The following is a 23642-nucleotide window of genomic DNA, read 5'->3' as shown; positions in this document are numbered from 1 at the left end:
GGCATAAATCTATGCTAGCCCTATGATTTTGAATTGAGGAGGAAATTTTAATGACGAACGGTGAAAAAATTACAGTAACAAATGGTGTATTAAATGTTCCAAACCACGCAATAATTCCTTATATTATCGGTGACGGTACAGGTCCAGATATTTGGAATGCAGCTTCACGTGTTCTTGAAGCGGCTGTTGAAAAAGCATATGATGGTAATAAGAAGCTTGTTTGGAAAGAAGTTCTTGCTGGTGAAAAAGCATTCAACGAAACTGGCGAATGGCTACCACAGGAAACGCTTGACACAATTGAGGAGTATTTGATTGCTATTAAAGGACCACTTACAACTCCAATTGGTGGAGGGTTCCGTTCATTGAACGTAGCGCTTCGTCAAGAACTAGATCTTTACACGTGTGTACGTCCTGTTCGTTACTTTGATGGAGTACCTTCACCAGTAAAACGTCCAGAGGACTGTGACATGGTTATCTTCCGTGAGAACACTGAAGATATTTATGCAGGAATTGAATATGAAAAAGGTACAGACGAAGCGAAGAAGCTAATTGATTTCCTTCAAAATGAGATGGGTGTTAAAAATATTCGATTCCCAGAAACTTCTGGAATTGGAATTAAGCCTATTTCTGAAGATGGAACAAAGCGTCTAGTTCGTGGTGCGCTTGAGTATATTCTTAAAGAAGGCCGTAAATCATTAACGCTTGTTCATAAAGGAAACATCATGAAATTTACTGAAGGTGCTTTTGCTAAGTGGGGATACGAAGTTGCTGAAGAAGAGTTTGGCGATAAGGTATTCACATGGAGACAGTATGACAAGATTCAAGAAGAAGAAGGTTCAGACGCAGCAAACAAAGCACAATCAGATGCTGAAGCAGCTGGGAAGATTATTGTTAAAGAAGCAATTGCTGATATCTTCCTTCAACAAATTTTGACACGCCCGAAAGAGTTTGACGTTGTTGCAACGATGAACTTGAACGGTGACTACATTTCTGATGCACTTGCTGCACAAGTAGGTGGTATTGGAATCGCGCCTGGAGCGAACATTAACTATGTAACAGGACATGCTATTTTCGAAGCTACACATGGTACTGCTCCGAAATATGCTGGAAAAGACGTTGTAAACCCATCATCAGTACTTCTATCTGGAGTTCTAATGTTGCAACACCTTGGCTGGGATGAAGCTGCAAAAATGATTGAAGACTCTATCGAGAAAACAATCGCTTCAAAAGTTGTTACTTATGATTTTGCACGTCTAATGGACGGAGCAACTGAAGTGAAAACTTCTGAATTTGCAAACGAGCTTATCAAGAACCTTTAATTTTAGAAGAGACTTTGACTTCTAAGTTGAATTCTACTGAAAATCGAGTGGCTTAAGCCACTCGATTTTTTTTCTGATTATTGTTAGACTAGTAGTACTATGAACAAGGGGGAATTATGTTGATACTTGGGAAGAAAAGACGTCTCGGTAGGAAGATTGAAGACATTAAAGTTGGAGAAAAGTTAATGTTAACTGAAAAAATAGAGGATAAGGATTTACTTTTGTATTTAGGACTTACCAATGATGCAAACCCTCTTTATATTCAGCATGATTTTGCTTCACAAACGGTCTATGAAAAACCGATTGTTCCTTCAATTATGCTTACTGGTATCGTAACTTCTGCAACGTCAAAGTATTTACCTGGACCAGGGTCTCATGTAGTTGGGCAGAATCTTCAATTTCCGAAAGTGGTTTACCATTATTCCACAATTGAGTTTTCATTCGAAGTTGCACTTGTTAATACAGAAAAAAATTTAATAGAAGTCAATATAGAAGCAATAGATGAGCAAAAAGATACTGTTATTTCAGGAGTGATAACAGTAGTTCCACCTAAAGTGGTTGATCGGCTAACTTCTCAAGCGATGGATAACTTTTAATGGGGAGTAGATGATTGGAATGGAAGTAGCTCGTAAAAAAATACTGGTCGTGGAAGATGAACAATCGATTCGAACATTACTTGATTATAATTTAAAACAAGAAAACTATGAAACGATACTTGTTGCAGATGGTGAGCAAGCAATACGTAAGGTAGAATCTGAAAATCCTGACCTTCTGCTCTTAGATCTAATGTTGCCCAAAATGGATGGCATTGAAGTGTGTAAGACTTTGCGCAATAAAGGCATTAATATACCTATAATTATGCTTACTGCAAAAGGTGACGAGCTAGACAAGTTGCAGGGCCTCGAAATTGGCGCCGATGATTATATGACAAAACCATTTAGCCCTAGGGAAGTTGTTGCTCGTGTGAAGGCTGTATTGAGGAGAAGTTCAGACCGATCAATCGATTCTCAAGTTTCTAGTAAGTTACTCGTTTCAGGTGCGCTTAGTATTGATTTAGATCGATATCAAGCCTATTTAAATGGTGCTGAACTTGAATTTACGCCTAAAGAATTTGAACTACTTCTGTTTTTCATTCAAAATAAAAATCGGGCATTGACACGTGACCAATTGCTAAGCGCAGTTTGGAACTATGATTTTGTAGGAGATACACGAATTGTAGATGTTCATGTAAGTCATTTGCGTGAAAAGATTGAAGAGAACACGAGGAAACCGTTTTTTATTAAGACTGTACGGGGCATTGGGTATAAGTTTGAGGAGCAAAACAAATGATAAAAGGTCTATATAGGCGGTTATTTCTCGCTTACGCCATTTTACTGTTAGCAGTGTTTGCTGGTCTAGGAGTTGTCCTTGGCCAGTTTTTTCCATTGGTTTTGGATAGCCCCAATGATGAGATACAACAAAAGTATCTTGTTTTTCTACTATCGATTTTATGTGTAGCATTTATCTTATCCTTACTTATGGCTGCCCGATTGCTGAAGAGATATACAATACCAATTGATAATATTACTGAAGCTGCCTTACGTATATCAAAAGAAGATTTTAATGCACGTATCGAGTTTACTGAACCGGGAACAGAAAATGAATTATCTACAGCGATTAACAGAATAGCTAGTACTCTGCATGAGATGTCTATTCTACGAGTAATGGAAAAAGAAAGACTGAATACGTTAGTTGAAAGTATGGGGAGCGCGCTTTTAATGATTGGGCGTGAAGGTGCTGTCAATCTAGTTAATGGTGTTTTCAGAGAAACATTTGGATTTACATCCGAGCAAATCATTAAAAAAACGTATAATCGAATCGGTTTACCTGAGGAAATTACGCAATTAATCGAATCGGTTTTTATGACCGAACAACCAAGTGAGAAACAAGTTCGTTTAACGAATGGATCTACTTCTTCGTATGTAAGTGTATATGGAGCACCTGTTATTGGGGATCATGGAAACTGGCTTGGAATTGTTGTTGTTATGCATGACATTACAAAACTTGTTCAACTGGAGAAAGTAAGAAAGAATTTCGTTGCGAATGTTTCCCATGAACTTCGCACACCGATAACATCTATAAAAGGGTTTACGGAAACGTTGCTCTCTGGGGCAATGCATGAACCAGAAGTAGCGCGCGATTTTTTACAAATCATTCAAAAAGAAGGAGATCGCTTACAAATTCTTATTGATGATTTACTTGCGTTGTCAGCAATGGAAAGTGAAGGCTTTACACTCAAATACTCTACAGTAAACTTAATGGAACTGATTAATGATGCTTTAAATTCGGTATCTGTCAAGATTGAACGTAAAAAGATGAATTTAGAAGTAGACATGCCATCAGAAGTTCTAATTGAAGGTGATGAAGGAAGGCTAATGCAAGTCATGGTTAATCTTCTTACCAATGCAATTATGTACTCGAAAGAAGCAAAAACGGTCAAAGTTTCGGTTAAGGATTATAAGAGTTATGTCATTATCGAAGTAAAAGATGAAGGGATTGGGATTGCCCCTTCAGAATTATCACGTCTATTTGAAAGGTTTTATCGTGTGGACCGTGCGAGGAGCCGAGACTCTGGTGGAACTGGATTAGGTCTTGCAATCGTCAAGCATTTGGTTGAAGCGCATAATGGTTCAGTTGTTGTTGAAAGTGCATTAGGTAAGGGTACCAGCTTTAAAGTTCAACTACCTAGGGTAAATAGTTGAAACCTTTACGCTTTAGGTACGTATAGACTATTGATACATAATTTAAGGAGGTTTATTTTTATGAGTTCGCGCCGTATATTAACCGTTTTCGGTTTAGTAATTACAGGCTTTATTCTAGTCGTCGCAGCTTTCACAACGTGGTACACTGTCGATGAATCGGAACAAGCGGTTGTAATTACATTTGGTAAAGCAGATATGCCTATTACTGATTCTGGATTGCATTTCAAATTACCGTGGCCAATCCAACATGTAGAAAAATTATCGAAGGAAACATTTAGCCTTAGTTTTGGTTTTAAACAAGATCAAGGTGGAGAACTGGTTGAGTTTGATAAGGAAACAAAAATGATTACTGGTGATGAATATATTGTCTTAACGGATCTTGTCGTTCAATGGAAAATTACTGAACCACAACAGTATTTATTTAACTCTGAAAATCCAAGAGAAATCCTTCATGATGCAACATCAGCTTCTATTCGTTCAGTTATCGGTAGTTCAACGATTGACTCGGCTTTAACGGATGGGAAAGCAGAAATTGAAGCTAAAACGAGGGATTTACTTTCAACATTAATCGAAAAATATAACATTGGAATCGCAATTCAAAGTGTTAAATTACAAGATGTTGAACTCCCGAATGCAGAAGTACGTGCAGCGTTTACTGCAGTAACAGATGCCCGAGAAACTAAAAACACGAAGATAAACGAAGCAAAGAAATATGAAAACCAGAAAAAGAATGAAGCAATTGGAGAACGTGACGCGATTATTTCACGTGCAACAGGTACAAAAACAGCACGTATTGAGCAATCGCTTGGTGATGTTTCTTTGTTTAATCAATTAAATGCAGAGTATGCCAAGAACAAAGAAATTACTCGTCAGCGTCTAGTACTTGAAACGTTAGAAAAAGTTTTACCTAAGGCGAAAATATATATAATGAACGACACTGGTGAAACCCTTAAGTATTTACCTTTAGGACAATTAGATAATAATACGACTCCGCCAATTACAGAAAAAGTAGAAGGGGGAGAAGGAAATTGAGTAACGAAAACAATCCATTTAAAAGTATAGAACAAAAATTTCTTGAAAGACAAAAAGCGAAGAGAAAAGTACAAGGTGGACCAAACGAGCCAGGGCAAATTAAAAAGCCGATTGAAGGAAAGAAGTACGTTAAGTTAACGCTAACTCTAACTGCTATTTTTGCTATTGTACTTATTCTTATTGCTAATCTATTTATAGTTAAAGAGAATGAATATAAAGTTGTTCGTCAGTTTGGTGAGATTGTACGTATTGTAGATGAGCCTGGTATGAGTATGAAAATACCATTTATCCAAGACGTTACAACATTACTAAAGAGTCAGATGACGTCAAATGTTTCTGAAGCAGAAATAAATACACGCGATAAAAAACGGATTATTATTGACAATTATGCAGTTTGGAAAATCACTGATGCCCAAAAAATGATTTCTAGCGCAAGAACGATTGTAAATGCAGAATCAAGAATGCAAGAGTTTATTTACTCGGTAGTTCGATCTGAACTTGGTCAACTTGACTATGTTGATGTCGTAAATGATGAAAACCCTTCACGTGGAAACTTGAACGATCGTGTAACTGAAAAAGTGAATGAGTTCTTGGAATCAGGAAACTTTGGTATTGAAGTGGTTGATGTTCGTATGAAACGAATTGATCTTCCTGAAGAAAACGAACAGTCGATTTATACTCGAATGATTTCTGAAAGACAATCGACTGCGCAAACGTATTTGTCTGAAGGTGACGCAGATAAGAGGCGGATTGAAGCAGAAACAGATCGCGAAGTGCAAGAAATGCTTGCAACTGCAAATAAAGAAGCGGCTATTATTCATGCAGAAGGTGAATCTGAAGCAGCAAGAACGTATAACGAAGCGTTCTCCAAAGATCCAGAGTTTTATAATTTATACAGAACGCTGCAATCGTATTCTAAAACAATTGGTGAAGACACGGTAATCATCTTACCATCAGATTCTCCATATGCAAAAATATTGACGGGTTACCTCGAGTAACTAGTTATAGGGATTTAGCTTATCAATGTACATCATTTTCATTTATCCTTACCTCGTGTAAGATAGATGGAGATGATGTTTTTTTATCACATGGAATATACGTTTAATCTGATGAATAGGAGTGGAGCTTACTTGACGAAAAAGAAAATAGTTTTAATAGATGGAAATAGCCTTGCATACAGAGCCTTTTTTGCATTGCCCCCTTTAACAAATGATCATGGTGTTCATACGAACGCGGTGTATGGCTTTACTATGATGCTTCAAAATATACTTGCCGATGAAAAACCAACACATATCCTTGTTGCGTGGGACGCGGGTAAGACGACATTTAGGCATAAAACCTTTAAGGAATATAAGGGAGGACGCCAGAAAACACCGTCGGAGTTATCGGAACAGTTTCCTTATATAAGAAAGTTATTAACAGCATTTAATATTTCACAATATGAATTAGACGAGTACGAAGCAGATGATATTATTGGAACGTTAAGTAAAGATGGAAATAAAGAGGATGCGGAAGTTGTTGTTATTTCCGGAGATAAAGACTTGACACAACTCGCAACGAAGAACACAACGGTTGTCATCACTCGCAGAGGGATTACGGATACTGAAAAATATACGCCTGAACATGTAATGGAGAAGTATGGAATTGAACCACTTCAAATTATTGACATGATGGGATTAATGGGCGATCCATCTGATAATATCCCTGGAGTACCAGGAGTTGGAGAAAAAACAGCATTAAAACTGCTTAAGGAATACGGTTCAATTGAAAATGTATATAAATCATTAGATAAAATAACGGCCAAAAAATTACACCAGAACTTAACGGAAAACGAAGAAAAAGCATTTATGAGTAAAGAATTGGCAACGGTTGAAGTAAATGCTCCTATAACAATCGCAATTGACGATTTAGATTATGAAGGTCCAGATACAGAAGAATTAATAAATATATATAAAGAACTTGGCTTTAAAACCCTTCTTGAAAAAATTGCACCAGAGTTAGAGGAAGAACCTCAGGAAGAAATCAAAGTTACAATCGCCACAGAAATAACCGAAAGTCAACTACTAGATAAAATGGCGATCCACGTTGAAATGATGGAAGAAAATTATTTGCGTGCAGATATATTAGGAATTGGTCTTGCATCGGAAAAAGAAACTCTATACATTCCAGTTGAAGTAGCTGTACAATCGGCACTATTTAAAGAGTGGCTTCTGGATAGCAGCAAAACGAAGTACGCTTCAGATTCAAAAGCTGCTTTAGCTTCAATGGCAAATCACGGCTTTGAAATTAAAGGCATCGAGTTTGACCTGCTGCTCGCCTCATATATTGTTAACCCAGCGACAACGTATACAGACGTCGCTTCAATTGCTAGGGAGTTTAGTTATCGTGCCGTGCAAACAGATGAATCAGTATATGGAAAAGGTGCGAAAATGGCAGTACCAACGGAAGATGTACTTGCAGATCATGCCAGTAGAAAAGCGCAAGCAATTTGGGAGTTGCGTGAATCATTAGAAGAAAAATTAAAAGAAAACGATCAGTTCGATTTATATCATGATTTGGAACTGCCACTTGCAACGATTCTAGGGAAGATGGAATCGACTGGAGTAAAGACAAATAAAGAAACGCTTGCAGAGATTGGTAAAGAACTCTCAGCCAAAATCCTTGAACTTGAAACAATTATTTATGAAATTGCAGGGGAAAGTTTTAATTTAAATTCACCGAAACAATTAGGTGTGATTCTTTTTGAAAAGATGGGGCTTACACCAATTAAAAAAACGAAAACGGGTTACTCGACAGCTGCGGATGTACTCGAGAAGTTGGAAAGTGAGCATGAGGTGATTCGTCATATACTAACTTACCGTCAACTTGCTAAACTGAATTCAACCTATATTGTCGGTCTTTCAAAAGAGATTCATGAGGATGGTAAAATTCATACACGATTCCAGCAAGCACTTACACAAACTGGGCGCCTTAGTTCCATCAACCCGAATCTACAAAATATACCAGTACGTTTAGAGGAAGGTAGGAAAATAAGGGCGGCATTTGTTCCTTCTGAGCCAGGATGGAGTTTGTTTACAGCGGATTATTCTCAAATTGAGTTACGAGTATTAGCGCATATTTCACAAGATGAGAAATTAATTGAAGCATTTAGAGAAGGCGCAGATATTCATACGAGAACAGCGGCGGATGTTTTCGGAGTAGAAATCGATGAGGTTACTTCGGATATGCGCCAATCGTCTAAGGCTGTTAACTTTGGAATTATTTATGGAATAAGTGATTATGGTTTATCGCAGAGCTTAAATATTACACGAAAAGAAGCAGAATCTTTTATTACGGCTTACTTAGATAGCTTTCCTGGAGTTAAACAGTATATGCAAGACATCGTAGCAGAAGCGAAATTAAAAGGCTTTGTGACGACTTTATTGAATCGAAGAAGATATCTGCCAGAAATTACAAGCTCCAACTTTAACATACGAGGATTTGCAGAAAGAACGGCTATGAATACACCTATCCAAGGTAGTGCCGCGGATATTATTAAAAAAGCAATGATTGATATGTCCAAGCGTCTAGAAAGTGAAGGAATGAAAACACGCATGCTTCTTCAAGTACACGATGAACTTATTTTTGAAGCGCCTGAAGAAGAACTTGAGAAACTTAAACAAATCGTACCAGAAGTAATGGAGTCCGCAATTGCTCTCGATGTACCACTAAAAGTAGAATGGGAATTTGGTAAGTCTTGGTACGATACAAAGTGAGGGATATAGATGCCTGAATTACCTGAAGTCGAGGGTCTTGTTCGCCAACTTGCACCTGTTTCAATCGGAAGAACAATCCGTCAAGCAATCATTTCAGATATTGTTATTGAATCAAAAGCACAGGGTAAGGAAGCAATTGTAAAAGGGATGAGTGTGGATCGTTTTACACAAGATTTGATTGGAATGTCTATTAAAAATGTAACCCGTAGAAGTAAATATATTTATATTGATTTGAAAAAAGAGGGGCAAACCTATCTTCTTGTAAGCCATTTGGGAATGTCAGGCGCTTGGTTTGCCGTTAATTCCCTTGATGAAGTAGTAGAACTGAAATTTCGAAAACATATTCATGTTATTTTAGAGATGGAAGATGGCGGAATGCTGGTTTACTCAGATATACGTCGTTTTGGAGAGCTTCGATTCTTAACCCGCGAAGCGGATCATCCGCCGTTATTGAAAATGGCACCTGAACCTTTCGATGAAACAGCCTGCGCGCATTTTCTTGAATTTGCCGCAAAGCCTAAGTATGCACGAAAGGCCATAAAAGAAGTGATTATGGATGGGCATGTAATTTCGGGTTGTGGCAATATATATGCAACTGAAGCATTGTATCGGATGAATATCCATCCGGGCAGAAAAGCGGAACGAATTAGTGAAAAACGCAAAATAGAGTTATTTGAAGTTATTGTAAACGTTCTACAGGAAAGCATCGATGCGGGTGGAAGTACGATTTCGGACTACAGAACAATAAACGGTGAATCGGGTAACATGCAAAATCATCTGCAAATGTATGGTAGGAAAAAATGTCCGAGCTGTCAAGTGGAGACTAAAAGCATGAAAATCGCCGGAAGGACATCCGTGTATTGTCCAAGTTGTCAGAGATGATGGAGGGAAATGCAACTATGATTATCGGCTTAACCGGAAGTATTGCTAGTGGAAAGACTACAGTTTCGAATATGTTGAAGGAAAAAGGTTTTCCCATAGTCGACGCTGATGAGATTGCTCGTCTAGTTGTTGAACCTGGGACGGAAGTGATGTTGAAAATACAAGCGGCTTTTGGGGATATTGTCTTTAAAAATGACGGAACTTTAAATCGAGAAAAACTAGGAGAAATTATTTTTGGCGATAAAACAGAACGTGAAAAATTAAATGCGATTATTCATCCCGCCATACGAGCCGAAATGTTGAGGCAGAAAAATGAATGGATTACAAATGGTTCCAACACAATCATTATGGATATTCCTTTATTATTTGAAAGTAAACTCGGACATTTTGTTGATAAAATACTCGTTGTATCTGTAACCCCAGAAATACAAAAGCAACGTCTTATGTCGAGAAATGAATTAACCGAAGCGGACGCATCTGCGCGAATTGCATCTCAACTTCCCATTCATCAAAAAGAAGAGGGTGCTGACGCAGTAATTTATAATAACGGTACTGTTCAAGAATCTGAAAACCAGCTTAACGCTATTCTCTCTCGTTGGAATGTGAAACTTTAAGATAACCGACTATCAGATGAAATATAGTTTGAAAAGTGAGAATACTACTTTCTAGTTATTTGTAGTGATACATTAACGGGTAATGTGTTATACTAATTAACGAATATAAGATGTAGAGTATAACACACTTACTGGAGGATCAATACATGACAACTTCTATAGCGATTAATGGGTTTGGACGAATTGGACGGATGGTATTCCGCCAAATGATCATGGAGGAAGATGTAACAGTCGTTGCGATAAACGCTACGTATCCATCTGAAACACTGGCTCATCTAATTAAATACGATACGAATCATGGAACATTCCCAGGGGATGTAGTTGCGGAAGAAAATGCCGTTATTGTAAACGGGAAACGTGTTAAGATTGTCTCGAATAGAGACCCGCTTCAACTACCTTGGAAAGAATTCGGAATTGATGTTGTTATCGAAGCAACAGGAGTTTTCAACTCTCGTGATAAAGCAGCACTTCATCTTGAAGCAGGTGCCAAAAAAGTAATCATTTCAGCTCCAGGTAAAAATGAAGATATTACGGTTGTACTTGGTGTCAACGATGATCAGCTTGATATCGAAAAGCATGACGTAATTTCAAATGCAAGTTGTACAACGAATTGTTTGGCTCCAGTAGCAAAAGTATTAAACGATAGATTCGGCATTGTGAATGGGCTAATGACTACTGTTCATGCTTTTACAACGGATCAGAATAATTTAGATAACCCACATAAAGACCTTCGTCGTGCACGGGCTTGCGCACAGTCAATCATTCCAACTTCAACTGGCGCTGCGAAAGCACTGTCACTTGTACTGCCAGAATTGGATGGTAAAATTCATGGGATGGCACTGCGTGTTCCAACACCAAATGTTTCTTTAGTTGACCTTGTAGTTGATGTAAAACAAGATGTAACGATTGAAATGGTTAACGATGCATTTAAAGATGCATCGAATGGTGCTATGAAAGGGATTATTAGCTTGACTGAAGAACCGCTTGTATCTGTTGACTTTAACTCTACAAAGGAATCGGCCATTATTGATGGACTTTCCACAATTGTAATTGGTGATCGCAAAATCAAAGTTCTAGCATGGTATGATAATGAGTGGGGTTACTCCGCGCGTGTTGTAGATCTAGCAAAAAAAGTTGGAAATGCATTGAAAACAACTGTAAAAGCATAATGAAATAAATATGAAATTCACAAGCAGAGGTACAAACCTCTGCTTTTTTCGATTTTTATCGACATCTTCTGTTATAATTAATTCAACTTGTATTAGCAAAGGTTTTTTACTTTGATTAAAATGAAAAAGCGGAGGATACTTCAATGAGATGTCCAGCATGTCAATATAATGGTTCTCGGGTCATTGATTCAAGGCCAGCAGATGAAAGTAGGTCAATTAGGCGACGTAGAGAATGTGAATCATGTACATTTCGATTTACTACTTTCGAGAAAATTGAAGACACGCCTTTAATTGTTGTTAAGAAAGACGGATCGCGTGATGAATTTAGTGGAGAAAAAATTCTTCGTGGTTTAATTCGAGCGTGTGAGAAACGACCGGTATCATTGGACGACCTTAAAGATATTGTTTATTCAATTGAAAAAGAACTTCGTAGTTCTGGAATTGTTGAAATCAACTCCGATAAAGTAGGAGAAATGGTGATGGAGCGATTGGCAGATGTCGATGAAGTGGCTTACGTAAGGTTTGCTTCGGTGTATCGTCAATATCAAGATATATCCGTATTTATCGAAGAATTAAAGAATCTTCAAAATCGTTCAGATGACTAATTAACGCATGAAAGTTTAACTATCTATATGTGATTAGCTTAAGATGGGACTTCTTTTGCATGCTTTAAAAGGAGGAGTTTTGGTGGTAACCTTATATAAAGAATTACAGCCAGTTGACACATATAAAATTCGGTTGCCCTATCCTTTTTCGGATTATGACCGGCAACTTCTTACTTTGTTTTACCAACCACTTATCGGGTCGGATTCAATGAGCTTATTTATGACTCTTTGGGCGGATGCTGAACAGGGGGAAGAGACGGAGTACAATCATTATCATTTAATGAACGTATTGACGTTGCCACTTGGGCCGATTTTTGAAGCCCGTATATCTCTTGAAGCAATTGGACTACTTCGAACGTTAATGAAAAAAGATGGAGAAAATCGCTTATTTGTTTATGAGTTACTCCCTCCTCTTGATGCGAAGGCGTTTTTTACAGATCCATTGCTATCCACATTTCTATTCAGTAAAATTGGCGAGCATGCTTACCGCAGCTTAAGAGCAAGATTTACTGCAAATGTAGAAGGAATGGAAGGGTTTGAAGAGGTATCTAGAACATTTCTTGACGTATATAAACCAATTAATAACGGGTACAGCGGGGAAGTCGTTGATGCTGACGAATTAGTCGGTAGAAGTGAGCCAAAAGACATACCGTTCGATTCAAGTGGGTTTGATTATGACCTTTTTAAATCGGGTTTATCTGAACAAATGGTTCCGCAATCCGCACTTTCCACAGTTCCTAGAGAAACAATTGCTAAACTAGCCTTTCTTTACTCATTAACACCTCTTGATATGCAAAAGGTTGTAATGATGGCACTTGATGAGGATATGAAGTTATCAGAAGTGAAACTTCGAAAGTCCGCGATTGATTTTTATAAAATGAGCGTTTCTAAAGAAGCACCAGTACTCCAAAAGGTGTTTGTGCAACCCGTACAAAACGAGGATTCAAGTGGTGTTTTAACTCGCGAAGACGAGCTCCTCCAATACCTGGAGCAAACACCCCCAGTTTCAATGCTAAGAGATATTAACGGGAAGGAACCGCTTTCTGTTGATGTGCAACTAGTCGAGAAGCTTGTAAATACACATGCCTTACCAATTGGTGTTGTCAATGTGTTAATGCAGTATGTTCACATTCGAAATGATGGAAAAATCACGAACAATTATGTGGAGCGTATTGCCTCTCACTGGATGAATAAGAAAGTAGCAACAGCAAAAGAAGCGTTGGAATTCTCTAGAAAAGAACATGATAAGTATATGCAGTGGAAAAACGAGGGGCAAAAACCTGCCCAAAGAAGGACTCAATCCACACGTGAGGAAAAAGTGCCGGATTGGTTTTATAAAAAAGAAGAAAAACAAATTGAAAAAGAAACGAAACCAAGTGCAGAGATAATGGAAAGACGTCGTAGATTGCAAGCTGAATTAGATGCAATGAGAAATGAGGTGAAGTAAATGGAACGAATCGGGGATACACTAAATCGTGTTGTAAAAGCACCAAACTTTGCGAATCGTTACGATGAGATGCGCCAGGAGATTATTCGAAATCCAGGCGTGCAACAATTCTTGAAAGAGCATTCCAGTGAAATAAATACTGATGTCGTTGAAAAAAGTCTCGGTAAGTTATATGAATATACTTCTGGGTCGCATCGATGCGATAAGTGTACTGATCTGGCTAACTGTATCAATATGTTAAAGGGCTTTGAACCTAAATTAGTATTAGCACGAGGACTTATCGACGTTGAATATATGAAGTGTCCGAATAAATTGTTGGATGAAGATGAACGGATGATTTCTCGCATGATTGAAAGTATGCATATGCAAAAAGACGTCATGAAGGCACAACTTCCAGATATAGATATCTCTTATGACGATAGTCGACTTGACGTTGTGGAGGAAGCAAAACAATTCCTGAAAGTTATTGATGAAACAGGAACACTACCGGAGCGTGGTTTATACATACATGGTCCATTTGGGACGGGGAAGTCTTATATTCTTGGAGCACTGGCCAATGAGCTAGCAAAGCGAAGAATACGAACCGTTGCTGTTTACGTTCCTGAGTTTTTACGTGATATGAAACAATCTATTCAAGACAACTCATTGAATGAAAAAATCGAATTTGTAAAAAAAGCTCAAGTTCTTATGTTGGATGATTTTGGGGCAGAAACGATGTCTGCCTGGACCCGAGATGAAGTGCTTGGTACAATTTTACAGCACCGAATGGCAGAGAAATTACCAACATTTTTTACATCTAACTTTAATCTGAAAGATTTAGAACATCATTTGACGTTCTCACAACGAGGAGATAAAGAAGTTGTTAAAGCTGCTCGGATAATGGAGAGAATACGAACTGTGTCTGCACCTATCGAATTATTAGGAAGAAATAGACGTGATGAATAAGGCATACCGATGAAAAAGTCTTAATTGAACTTGCAATTCAGAACAACTCATCGTATAATCAACACTATTAAAGTGATTAAATGCATGGATGAGGACACCAATTATTTCGTTAACCTACAGAGAAAAGGGTCATTGGCTGGAAACCCTTAAGGCAAGACGAATCGATTGACCACCTCGGAGCAGCATCAGTGAAAAATTGTTGTTTTAATTCGTAGCTGATGACGGTGCCGGCCCGTTAGCCGATGTAAAGCTTCTTTAACCTCAGGCTTATTTGTGCTTGAATGAAGAAACAAGGGTGGAACCACGAGCGAAAGCATCGTCCCTTTCCAGGGATGGGGCTTTTTTTGTTTGTCTAAAATGAAAGGGAAGTGTATTTACATGTCAAAGTTAATAAACTTAAAATTTCCAGATGGAACAATTAAAGAATTTCCACAAGGAACAACTACAGAAGAAGTGGCTGCTTCAATAAGTCCGGGGCTTCGAAGAAGTGCAATTGCGGGAAAATTAGATGAGAATCTAATTGATTTTACAACTCCAATTGAACAAGATGGAGCTATATCTATTGTTACACCTAAAGATCCAGAGGCACTTGAAATTTTACGTCATAGCACGGCTCACGTACTAGCTCAAGCAGTTAGTAGACTTTTCAAAGGCGCAAAGTTCGGTGTCGGTCCTGCGATTGATAATGGTTTTTATTATGATATCGATTCTCCTGAGCCAATTACGGCAGATGATTTAATCGAAATTGAAAAAGAAATGAAGAAAATTGTAAATGAAAACGTCGCATTTAACAGATCTGTAGTATCTCGTGAAGAGGCTGAAAGAATCTTCCGAGAAATTGGCGATGAATATAAACTTGAACTTCTAGAAGCGATTCCAGAAGATGAGCAAGTAACAATCTATCAACAAGGTGAATTTGTTGATTTGTGTCGTGGTGTTCACGTTCCATCGACAGCAAAATTGAAGGAATTTAAATTATTGAGTATTGCTGGTGCATACTGGCGTGGAAATTCAGACAACAAAATGTTGCAACGTATTTACGGAACAGCATTCTTCAAGAAAGAAGAATTGGTGGCACACTTGAAAATGCTTGAAGAAACTAGAGAGCGTGATCACCGTAAAATTGGTAAAGAATTGAATCTATTCATGAACTCACAAAAAGTAGGTCAAGGTCTGCCAATGTGGCTTCCAAAAGGCGCTACAATCCGACGTATCATAGAACGGTATATTGTAGATAAAGAAGAAAAGCTTGGTTATCATCATGTATACACGCCAGTGTTGGGTAGTTCAGAGCTTTACAAAACGAGCGGTCACTGGGGTCATTATGAAGATGGTATGTTCCCTGTAATGAGTATGGACAATGAAGATCTTGTGCTTCGCCCAATGAACTGTCCGCACCATATGATGATTTACAAAAATGACATTCACTCGTATCGTAACCTTCCACTTCGCATTGCGGAGTTAGGAATGATGCACCGATATGAAATGTCGGGAGCACTTTCTGGCTTGCAAAGAGTTCGTGGGATGACGTTGAATGATGCACATTTATTTGTACGCCCGGATCAAATCAAAGATGAGTTTAAGAAAGTTGTCGAACTAATTATTGGTGTTTATAAAGACTTCAATATAAAAGATTATTCTTTCCGAGTTTCATACCGAGATCCTGAAGACAAAGAAAAATACTTTGATGACGATGCTATGTGGGAACGTGCACAAGGCATGTTAAAAGAAGTAATGGATGAGCTAGATGTTGAATATGTTGAAGCAGAGGGGGAAGCGGCATTTTACGGCCCTAAACTCGATGTTCAAGTAAAAACAGCTATCGGAATGGAAGAAACTCTTTCTACAGTTCAGTTGGACTTCTTACTTCCAGAACGTTTCGATTTAACTTATGTCGGAGAGGATGGTAAACAACATCGTCCGGTTGTTATCCACCGAGGAGTTATTGGAACGATGGAACGTTTTGTAGCACTTCTCATAGAAGAGTACAAAGGAGCTTTCCCAACTTGGTTAGCACCTATTCAAGTTCAAGTTATTCCGGTTTCACCAACTGTACATTTCGATTATGCAAAAGACGTACAAGAAAAACTAGTTGCCGCTGGATACCGTATTGATATGGATCAGCGTGAAGAAAAGATTGGGTATAAGATTCGTGAAGCACAAATGCAAAAAATTCCTTATATGCTTGTGCTGGGTGATAAAGAAACAGAGTCTGGTGAAGTAAACGTTCGGAAATACGGTGAACAGAATTCGGAAAGCATGCCTTTCGAAGACTTCCTAGCTAGATTGCAAGAGGAAACAAGTTCATTAAAATAATTACTGTTGACAAAGTAAATGCACCGTGTTAAAGTAAATAAGGTTAATGAATACAGTTTGAGGTATAAGAAGAGGCTACCCGCTTCTCACCTGATCGACGCCATTGCGTTGTTGACAGGTCAGTACAATAGTGAATGGTAACGTACATTTAGTGTGCGTAACACATACGCGGGTAGACAAATCCAATTTGTCTACCCGTCTTTTTTTATTTTGTTCAGCAAATGGCTACCATCTTTACAGACGGAAGCTAAGCAAGGGATTGTTTATTCTTGCTTTGATGGACTTGCGGGAATGTCCATAATGGACATTGTACCCAAACCGAGTATTCACTAGAGAAATATCCGGAGGTGGATTACTATTAGCAAAGACATGTATGTAAATGAGGGTATACGTGCCCGCGAGCTTCGCATTATCGATCATAATGGTGAACAGCTCGGAATCAAATCTCGCGCTGAAGCGTTAGAACTTGCCGCTCAAGCGAATTTGGATCTTGTCCTTGTTGCTCCAACAGCAAAGCCCCCAGTTGCTCGTGTAATGGACTATGGAAAGTTCAAATTTGAGCAACAGAAAAAGGAACGCGAACAAAGAAAAAATCAAAAAATTATTCTTCTCAAAGAAGTGCGTTTAAGCCCAACTATTGATGAGCATGATTTTCAGACGAAACTTCGTAATGCGATCAAATTCCTTGAAAATGGCGATAAAGTAAAAGCTTCAATTCGCTTTAGAGGGCGTGCTATTACGCACAAAGAAATCGGACAGCGCGTATTAGACCGTTTTGCAGAAGCGTGTAAAGAACTCTCGACAGTTGAACAAAGGCCGAAAATGGAAGGTCGTAGTATGTTTCTCATACTAGCTCCAACTATTGAGAAGCAGTAACAATGAATGATTTAGGAGGAACCCGATATGCCAAAAATGAAAACACACCGCGGTTCAGCGAAACGTTTCAAAAAAACCGGTACTGGTAAAATTAAACGTGGCCGTGCATACACAAGTCACCTTTTCGCCAACAAAACAACAAAAGCAAAACGTCACTTACGTAAAGCATCACTTGTTTCTTCAGGCGACTACAAACGCATTCGCTTTATGATTACGTACATGAAATAATATTAAATTCGGATAGAATAGCAGGAGGTTATGAACTATGCCACGCGTAAAAGGTGGAACAGTCACGCGCAAGCGTCGTAATAGAGTATTGAAGTTAGCAAAAGGTTACTATGGTTCTAAACATAAACTATTTAAAGTAGCCAACCAACAGGTCATGAAATCATATAACTATGCATACCGTGACCGTCGTCAAAGAAAACGTGAATTCCGTAGATTATGGATCACACGTATTAACGCTGCAGCACGTCTTAATGGCGTATCATACAGCACATTAATGCACGGCTTGAAAGTAGCTGGAATTGATGTAAACCGCAAAATGCTAGCTGATTTAGCAGTAACAGATGCACAAGCGTTCACGCAACTTGCAGATGTAGCTAAAAAATCAATCGCAAAATAAGAGGTTTATTCATGTCTTCTGAATTGGTTCATCCAATCAGAAGGCATTTTTTTGTTTATACAACTTCAAGTTGTGTAAGATGGAGAAAGGGCAAAGGGGGAGAAGATTATAGAGAAATCCTTGTTACTATTGATAGGAATTATGTCCTTATGGGCATTTACTGCAATGGGATACGATAAGCGTCAAGCGATTAAAAAAGGTAGGCGTGTACCAGAAAAAAATTTATGGATGCTTGCAATATTTGGTGGGGGTATTGGCGCATATTTAGGAATGCTCTCATTTCGCCATAAAACTAGGCATACATCATTTCGAATAGGCTTCCTTTTTTTAACACTAATTTATTGCGTTGTCATATTATATTTATTGGGTTTTAACGTAACTGGAAATCCGGGAGTATAGTTTTCTTGAGAAAAGTGAAAAGCCCCTCCGCTAAATTAGTGGAGGGGAGGAATTACTTATTCATTAGTTCTTCGATTGGGTTTTTCCAACTGATAGTAGCCATTGGATAGTAAGTTGAAATTTCCGCTTTCAAGAAATTGAAATCATCTTTTGTAAACCCTTGTAACTTCGCTTCATTTTTTACCCAAACAAAAATAGTTATAACGTCAAAAGAGTTTTCGGTAGTACCTAAATACTTTTCGCCTTCAAACATGGCACCTTTGTATGTTATAAAAAAGTTTTTTCGGACATTTTTCACGTCATCATAAAAATAATAACGTTCTTCTTCGTAAGCTTCGTCTAGCTTTCGCTTCGGGTCTGTCAAATATCGTATGCCACGGTAAAATAAATAAACGATGAATGCTACGATGACAAAGCGGATCAGAAGTGCGAAAATCATAATAATTGATCCCCCTTAATTAGGTTTAGTCATTTGATATACGGATGACTTAGGAAAAGGTTTCAATAATTAATAATTAAATTGGAGGTTTTTTTATGGAGTTGTCACAGCTTTTTAAAATGCAACGAGAACTTGACGCATTTATTCAGAGAAATAGTTCAAAGGAAGTTGATGTTTTCAGAGAAAAAGGCTTAGCTCTCCTTGTCGAACTTGCTGAACTAGCAAATGAAACACGGAGTTTTAAATTTTGGAGTAGTAAAGGGCCCTCAGAAAAAAGTGTGATACTTGAAGAGTACGTTGACTCAATCCATTTTCTACTGTCTTTAGGTATCGAAAAAGAATTGGATTGTATGACCACCTGGCCAGAAGCGGAACTGGATGGTAGTTTAACAGAATTATTCTTGCGAACAACGGAAAGTATTTGTCTGTTTTTGAATGAACTAACAGTAGATTCATATGAGAATGTCTGGATTCACTACGGAGCGATTGCAAAAAATCTTGGATTTACCTACGAGAATATTATCGATGCTTATATATTGAAAAATGAAGAAAATTACATACGTCAAAAAACAGGATACTGATGTAGAAATAGGTTTTTACTATCTATAAAAAACACTATAAGAAAAGGTGGATGAGAAAAATGAAAGCATTTGTTCATGAAGATGGGGAGCTTAAAATCAAGGAAATTCCTAGCCCGGTTGCTGGTAACCGTGAAGTTGTCGTCAAGCTTCGTATAGCTGGTATTAACAGAAGAGACTTAAATATACCAAGCCGAAGAGGGAGTACTCCAGATGCCCTTGTATTAGGTTCTGATGGCGCGGGGATAATAGAGTCAGTCGGTAAAGATGTAACAACAGTCTCAGTAGGTGATGAAGTAATCATTAACCCTTCATTAAGATGGGCAGATAATACAATTGCACCACCTGAGGGATTTGATATTTTAGGAATGCCTGACAATGGTACATTTGCAGAGAAGATTGTTATTTCTGTAGACCAAGTAGAACCAAAACCTAAAAATCTATCATGGGAGGAAGCCGGGGTGTTGGCACTCGCAGGTTTAACTGGATACCGTGCATTATTTACGAAAGGGAATATAAAAGAAGGAGAGACTGTTTTTATCCCTGGAGCGGGTAGCGGCGTCGCAACCTACCTCATTTCATTCGCCAAAAGTATAGGGGCACGAGTCATTGTTACATCGCGTAGTGAAATGAAACGGGAACAAGCATTAGCTTTAGGGGCAGACGTTGCACTAGATACTTCTAGCGATTGGAAAAAAGAACTTCAAGGAGAAGTGATTGATCTAGTCATTGAAAGTATTGGAAGAGCCACTTTTAATCGTTCCCTGGAAATCTTGAAAAAAGGTGGACGTATCGTCGTTTTTGGTGCGACAACAGAAGATAATGTTGATTTGAACTTACGCGAATTCTTTTATAATCAACACCAACTTTTTGGTTCAACGATGGGAAGTCGAGAAGAGCTGCGTGAAATGATAGCACATGTAGAGCAATACGGATTGCATCCTGTTGTGGACAAGGTGTTCGTCCTGGAAGACGCAGTAAAAGCATTTGAATATGTTGAAGAAAGTAAGAACTTCGGTAAAATTGCATTTCGAATAAGTGATTGAATAAGCAAGAATAAATTTACAAGTAAAATCACTTGTATTAATGTTGTCCACTAGAAAATAATCGTATTTACTTAGCAGAGAGGCCGGCTATTGCTGTTAGGGTAGCTCAAGAAGGACTACAAAGGAACGTAACCCTTTTCGTTTCTCGAGGCCTCCGAAGCGTCAAGGGTTCATAATTTAAAGATGAGGATTTACTATTTTACCAATCAAATTATCTAACTATTAAATACATTCAGTGTATAGTAAAGAGTGTATGGGGTTTGGACATAAGGGGGAATTTGGTGAATAGAACACTTTTCATAGTCTTAATACTAGTGACAACGGGGTTAATGGGGTCTTCGTTTACAGTTGGAAAGTTTGGACTAGCTTATGCATCGCCACTTTTTTTAACAGGGGTACGTTTTATAATGGCTGGAATGATAATGGCTGTTATTGTTAAAATATTAAAAAAACCACATCCTACAAAAAAAACGGATTGGATGTGGATCCTACTAATCGGCTTTTTGCAAACGACATGTGTAATGGGTGCTTTATTTATGGCATTGCGTACGATTTCAGCAGGGGAAAGTTCTATCTTAACATCTATGAATCCTTTAATTGTCATTATATTTGGAACGATATTCTTAAAGATTCGTTACCAAATTCACCAATGGATTGGCGTACTTCTTGGCTTTGTCGGAGTTTTTATAATAATGGGCGGGTTTATAAATATAAAAATAGGCACTTTACTAGCTTCAATATCTGCTTTAACCTGGGCGATATCTACCTTGGTAATTAAAACACAAGGGCATAAATTTGATAGTTGGGTGATGACTGCATATCAGATGCTTTTTGGTGGAATCATTCTTTTTGTAATTAGCTTCCTTTTCGAAAAACCATTCTTCATAATAAATACGAGTTCCATATTTATTTTACTATGGCTAGTCGTAGGTGCCTCTATTATACAATTCTCCATCTGGTTTTATCTTTTAGAAAAGAGCAATCCAGAAAGAACAAGTGCGTTTCTTTTTTTAACTCCTTTTTTTGCTGTAGCTTTCGGTTGGTTCTTTCTGAATGAACAATTGAATGGAACCTTCATATTTGGAGGAGTGTTAATTCTGGTAGGTATATTTTTATCAAATTGGAAAACGACGCGTCAAAAAGAAATTGAGCTCAATCAAAGTAGTAATGCAATGGTTCCTGTTCAAGCAGGAAGGGAACAATAAATGTACTGGATGTTGTCGGGATTGGGCAGGTAATTCCGAGAAGTATCTAATCAGTGGAAAGCAAGCGAAACATTTATAAGACGATAATCAAAGTCTATGTAGTAAGACAGGTTACCCCACGCACAATTTCGTCTAGTTAGGGTGACTTGACTTACTTTTTTATGTTCAACGGATTACGGGAAAATGATAAGAAAAGTAGTGTACATCTGATTGTAACCCGTTCGGTTGAGTGGTACAAAAATGAAATTAATCACACTATTAAGTCCAATTCGCATAGGAATTGGACCCTTTTCTTTTTGCTATGTAATAAGGTTTGTGAGTGAAACACACCTATATTAGACACCCTATTGACAAGCCTATTAGCGAGATTACAATTTCTATTGTAATCCCGCTAAGGTATGTGTTAATACCACTGTCAATTTGCGTGTCAAAACACAATGATCCATTTCGCTACCCCAATAAAAAAAGACCATCAAGGCCCTTTTGTATTATTAAATATTCAACAATCGCACACGAATCTGGAATAGGGTTAAACTCGTTAATCTGCGTTGCAGCCGGACGCGTTCTGGAGGGCAAGCGGTGGACCAACCCGTTGTTGTTTCACCTGTCTTGCTGATCCTCCCAGAGTCGCCGGCTTCCACTCCGATTAACTAGGTGTCCGCATAAAATACTTGTGACACAATCGCACCCGATTCGGGAATGGTGATGGGTATCAGGCACTATTCATCGATTTCGTTTTGTAAATATTGAGGATTTAGAAAACGTCAAAACCATCGTTACACTAAGACCGACTAAAAACCAGCGTAGCATTATCGGTTCAACAAATGAGATGATAAGGGTAAATAAAATAGCCATAAGTACAAAAGCCATAAGAAGTCTAACTCCAAAACTCATCATACCGTTTCCTCCTTTCCCTCTAACTAGCCTGATTGAAATGCAACACGTATACAGTTATCGCACCCGATTACTGAAGATAGTTTTTTTCACCCTTCTAACAGTCCAAAAAAATCTGTCGTAAACAACGAAAGTAAAAATATTGATATTATTGCTAATTGAATTGCCGAAAATACATGGTCATTCCTGTTTTCTGCATATTTCTTTTCCATAATTACACGAACTGTTTCAGTCGTAATTATTAAAGCGAACAAAAGGATATGCGTTTGTAAAAACCAAATTCGATTTATTGGGTCACGTAGAACGTTAATGAAATAACCAAAAGACAAAAGGACAATAAAAATGAATCTTATGGTCCAATCTATTATTTTGTGTTTATCGTTTACATGACCATATGTAAACATTTTTTTCCTTCCAATGTTAAGCCACTTTCTCAAAACTTTATTAACAAAAAAGAGGACTAATCCAAAAATAGATAACACTAAAATCAGCTTTACAAAACTGTTTTCCACTAACAAACTACCTCCCTCTGTAAACTCTCCTCTTTTTATTTTCCTCAAGATTCAATTACTTCAAATACACTTATCTAGACAATATCCATCTTCAATAAAAGTAGCAATAGGTAAGCCTTTGAAGTTATCTCCAACTTTTCCCCTGCTCCGCACGGAACGTGCCAGTTTCCAAGCATTCCGCGTTCCATCTAACGATGGTTTTATTAATTATAAGTTTCAAGTTACTCTTCTTGATTTGGGTTA

At 38.0% G+C, this 23642-nt stretch carries 24 protein-coding genes; 21 read left to right on the top strand and 3 right to left on the bottom strand.

Annotation, left to right across the window (positions count from 1 at the left end):
• Positions 1-50 precede the first annotated feature (50 nt).
• The 18 genes from icd (at position 51) to ACXYMX_RS12190 (ending at position 18725) form a co-directional block, all read left to right on the top strand.
• Positions 51-1319, top strand: coding sequence for an NADP-dependent isocitrate dehydrogenase (icd, locus tag ACXYMX_RS12275; RefSeq protein ID WP_459044526.1), 1269 nt, complete (start codon positions 51-53; stop codon positions 1317-1319).
• Between the two features lie 119 nt (positions 1320-1438).
• Entirely contained in the window at positions 1439-1915 is a 477-nt protein-coding gene (locus tag ACXYMX_RS12270; protein ID WP_459044525.1) for a MaoC/PaaZ C-terminal domain-containing protein, read from the top strand.
• Positions 1916-1934: 19 nt separating this feature from the next.
• Positions 1935-2648 carry a response regulator transcription factor gene (locus ACXYMX_RS12265; RefSeq protein WP_459044563.1) on the top strand — a complete coding sequence of 238 codons (714 nt, stop codon included), beginning with the start codon at positions 1935-1937 and terminating at the stop codon, positions 2646-2648.
• Complete coding sequence (gene pnpS, locus ACXYMX_RS12260) at positions 2648-4060, top strand: two-component system histidine kinase PnpS (protein ID WP_459044562.1); 1413 nt, start codon at positions 2648-2650, stop codon at positions 4058-4060. Before ACXYMX_RS12265 ends, pnpS begins: the two co-directional genes overlap by 1 nt.
• A gap of 60 nt (positions 4061-4120) precedes the next feature.
• A complete protein-coding gene (hflK, locus tag ACXYMX_RS12255) occupies positions 4121-5092 on the top strand; it encodes an FtsH protease activity modulator HflK (protein ID WP_459044524.1) in 972 nt (323 codons plus the stop codon).
• Positions 5089-6090 (top strand): protease modulator HflC, encoded by a 1002-nt coding sequence (gene hflC / locus ACXYMX_RS12250; RefSeq protein ID WP_459044523.1) that lies wholly within the window; start codon positions 5089-5091, stop codon positions 6088-6090. The genes hflK and hflC overlap by 4 nt, the downstream gene beginning before the upstream one ends.
• Positions 6091-6222: 132 nt before the next feature.
• On the top strand, positions 6223-8847 hold the full coding sequence (polA, locus tag ACXYMX_RS12245) for a DNA polymerase I (RefSeq protein ID WP_459044522.1): 2625 nt from the start codon (positions 6223-6225) through the stop codon (positions 8845-8847).
• A 9-nt stretch (positions 8848-8856) separates the two neighbouring features.
• Positions 8857-9729, top strand: a complete 873-nt coding sequence (mutM, locus tag ACXYMX_RS12240; RefSeq protein ID WP_459044521.1) for a bifunctional DNA-formamidopyrimidine glycosylase/DNA-(apurinic or apyrimidinic site) lyase — start codon at positions 8857-8859, stop codon at positions 9727-9729.
• Between the two features lie 17 nt (positions 9730-9746).
• A complete protein-coding gene (gene coaE, locus ACXYMX_RS12235) occupies positions 9747-10343 on the top strand; it encodes a dephospho-CoA kinase (protein ID WP_459044520.1) in 597 nt (198 codons plus the stop codon).
• A 146-nt stretch (positions 10344-10489) separates the two neighbouring features.
• Positions 10490-11512 carry a glyceraldehyde-3-phosphate dehydrogenase gene (locus ACXYMX_RS12230; RefSeq protein WP_459044519.1) on the top strand — a complete coding sequence of 341 codons (1023 nt, stop codon included), beginning with the start codon at positions 10490-10492 and terminating at the stop codon, positions 11510-11512.
• A 143-nt stretch (positions 11513-11655) separates the two neighbouring features.
• Complete coding sequence (gene nrdR / locus ACXYMX_RS12225; protein ID WP_459044518.1) at positions 11656-12117, top strand: transcriptional regulator NrdR; 462 nt, start codon at positions 11656-11658, stop codon at positions 12115-12117.
• An 82-nt stretch (positions 12118-12199) separates the two neighbouring features.
• Positions 12200-13564, top strand: a complete 1365-nt coding sequence (locus tag ACXYMX_RS12220; protein WP_459044517.1) for a replication initiation and membrane attachment family protein — start codon at positions 12200-12202, stop codon at positions 13562-13564.
• Positions 13565-14509 (top strand): primosomal protein DnaI, encoded by a 945-nt coding sequence (dnaI, locus tag ACXYMX_RS12215; protein WP_459044516.1) that lies wholly within the window; start codon positions 13565-13567, stop codon positions 14507-14509.
• Positions 14510-14887: 378 nt separating this feature from the next.
• Positions 14888-16825 (top strand): threonine--tRNA ligase, encoded by a 1938-nt coding sequence (thrS, locus tag ACXYMX_RS12210; RefSeq protein ID WP_459044515.1) that lies wholly within the window; start codon positions 14888-14890, stop codon positions 16823-16825.
• Between the two features lie 369 nt (positions 16826-17194).
• A complete protein-coding gene (gene infC / locus ACXYMX_RS12205; protein ID WP_459044514.1) occupies positions 17195-17701 on the top strand; it encodes a translation initiation factor IF-3 in 507 nt (168 codons plus the stop codon).
• A gap of 27 nt (positions 17702-17728) precedes the next feature.
• Positions 17729-17929: a 50S ribosomal protein L35 gene (gene rpmI / locus ACXYMX_RS12200; protein WP_459044513.1), complete on the top strand. Its 201-nt coding sequence runs from the start codon at positions 17729-17731 to the stop codon at positions 17927-17929.
• A 37-nt stretch (positions 17930-17966) separates the two neighbouring features.
• Positions 17967-18326 carry a 50S ribosomal protein L20 gene (gene rplT, locus ACXYMX_RS12195; RefSeq protein ID WP_459044512.1) on the top strand — a complete coding sequence of 120 codons (360 nt, stop codon included), beginning with the start codon at positions 17967-17969 and terminating at the stop codon, positions 18324-18326.
• Between the two features lie 120 nt (positions 18327-18446).
• A complete protein-coding gene (locus tag ACXYMX_RS12190; protein ID WP_459044511.1) occupies positions 18447-18725 on the top strand; it encodes a DUF1294 domain-containing protein in 279 nt (92 codons plus the stop codon).
• A gap of 52 nt (positions 18726-18777) precedes the next feature.
• Here ACXYMX_RS12190 and ACXYMX_RS12185 read toward each other — a convergent pair whose 3' ends face one another.
• A complete protein-coding gene (locus ACXYMX_RS12185; RefSeq protein ID WP_459044561.1) occupies positions 18778-19161 on the bottom strand; it encodes a sigma-w pathway protein ysdB in 384 nt (127 codons plus the stop codon).
• Positions 19162-19259: 98 nt separating this feature from the next.
• Here ACXYMX_RS12185 and ACXYMX_RS12180 point away from each other — a divergent pair, with 98 nt between their 5' ends.
• The 3 genes from ACXYMX_RS12180 (at position 19260) to ACXYMX_RS12170 (ending at position 21993) form a co-directional block, all read left to right on the top strand.
• On the top strand, positions 19260-19745 hold the full coding sequence (locus ACXYMX_RS12180; protein WP_459044510.1) for a dUTP diphosphatase: 486 nt from the start codon (positions 19260-19262) through the stop codon (positions 19743-19745).
• A 59-nt stretch (positions 19746-19804) separates the two neighbouring features.
• Positions 19805-20788, top strand: a complete 984-nt coding sequence (locus ACXYMX_RS12175; RefSeq protein ID WP_459044509.1) for a zinc-binding dehydrogenase — start codon at positions 19805-19807, stop codon at positions 20786-20788.
• A gap of 281 nt (positions 20789-21069) precedes the next feature.
• Positions 21070-21993 (top strand): DMT family transporter, encoded by a 924-nt coding sequence (locus ACXYMX_RS12170; RefSeq protein WP_459044508.1) that lies wholly within the window; start codon positions 21070-21072, stop codon positions 21991-21993.
• Positions 21994-22716: 723 nt separating this feature from the next.
• On the opposite strand, the gene ACXYMX_RS12165 is transcribed toward ACXYMX_RS12170, so the two are convergent.
• Complete coding sequence (locus tag ACXYMX_RS12165; protein ID WP_381536130.1) at positions 22717-22890, bottom strand: hypothetical protein; 174 nt, start codon at positions 22888-22890, stop codon at positions 22717-22719.
• 86 nt (positions 22891-22976) lie between these two features.
• Complete coding sequence (locus ACXYMX_RS12160) at positions 22977-23399, bottom strand: DUF4181 domain-containing protein (protein WP_459044507.1); 423 nt, start codon at positions 23397-23399, stop codon at positions 22977-22979.
• Between the last annotated feature and the right edge of the window lie 243 nt (positions 23400-23642).

It is taken from the genome of Sporosarcina sp. CAU 1771 (assembly GCF_054482775.1).
This window is presented reverse-complemented; position numbering and strand designations above follow the sequence as displayed.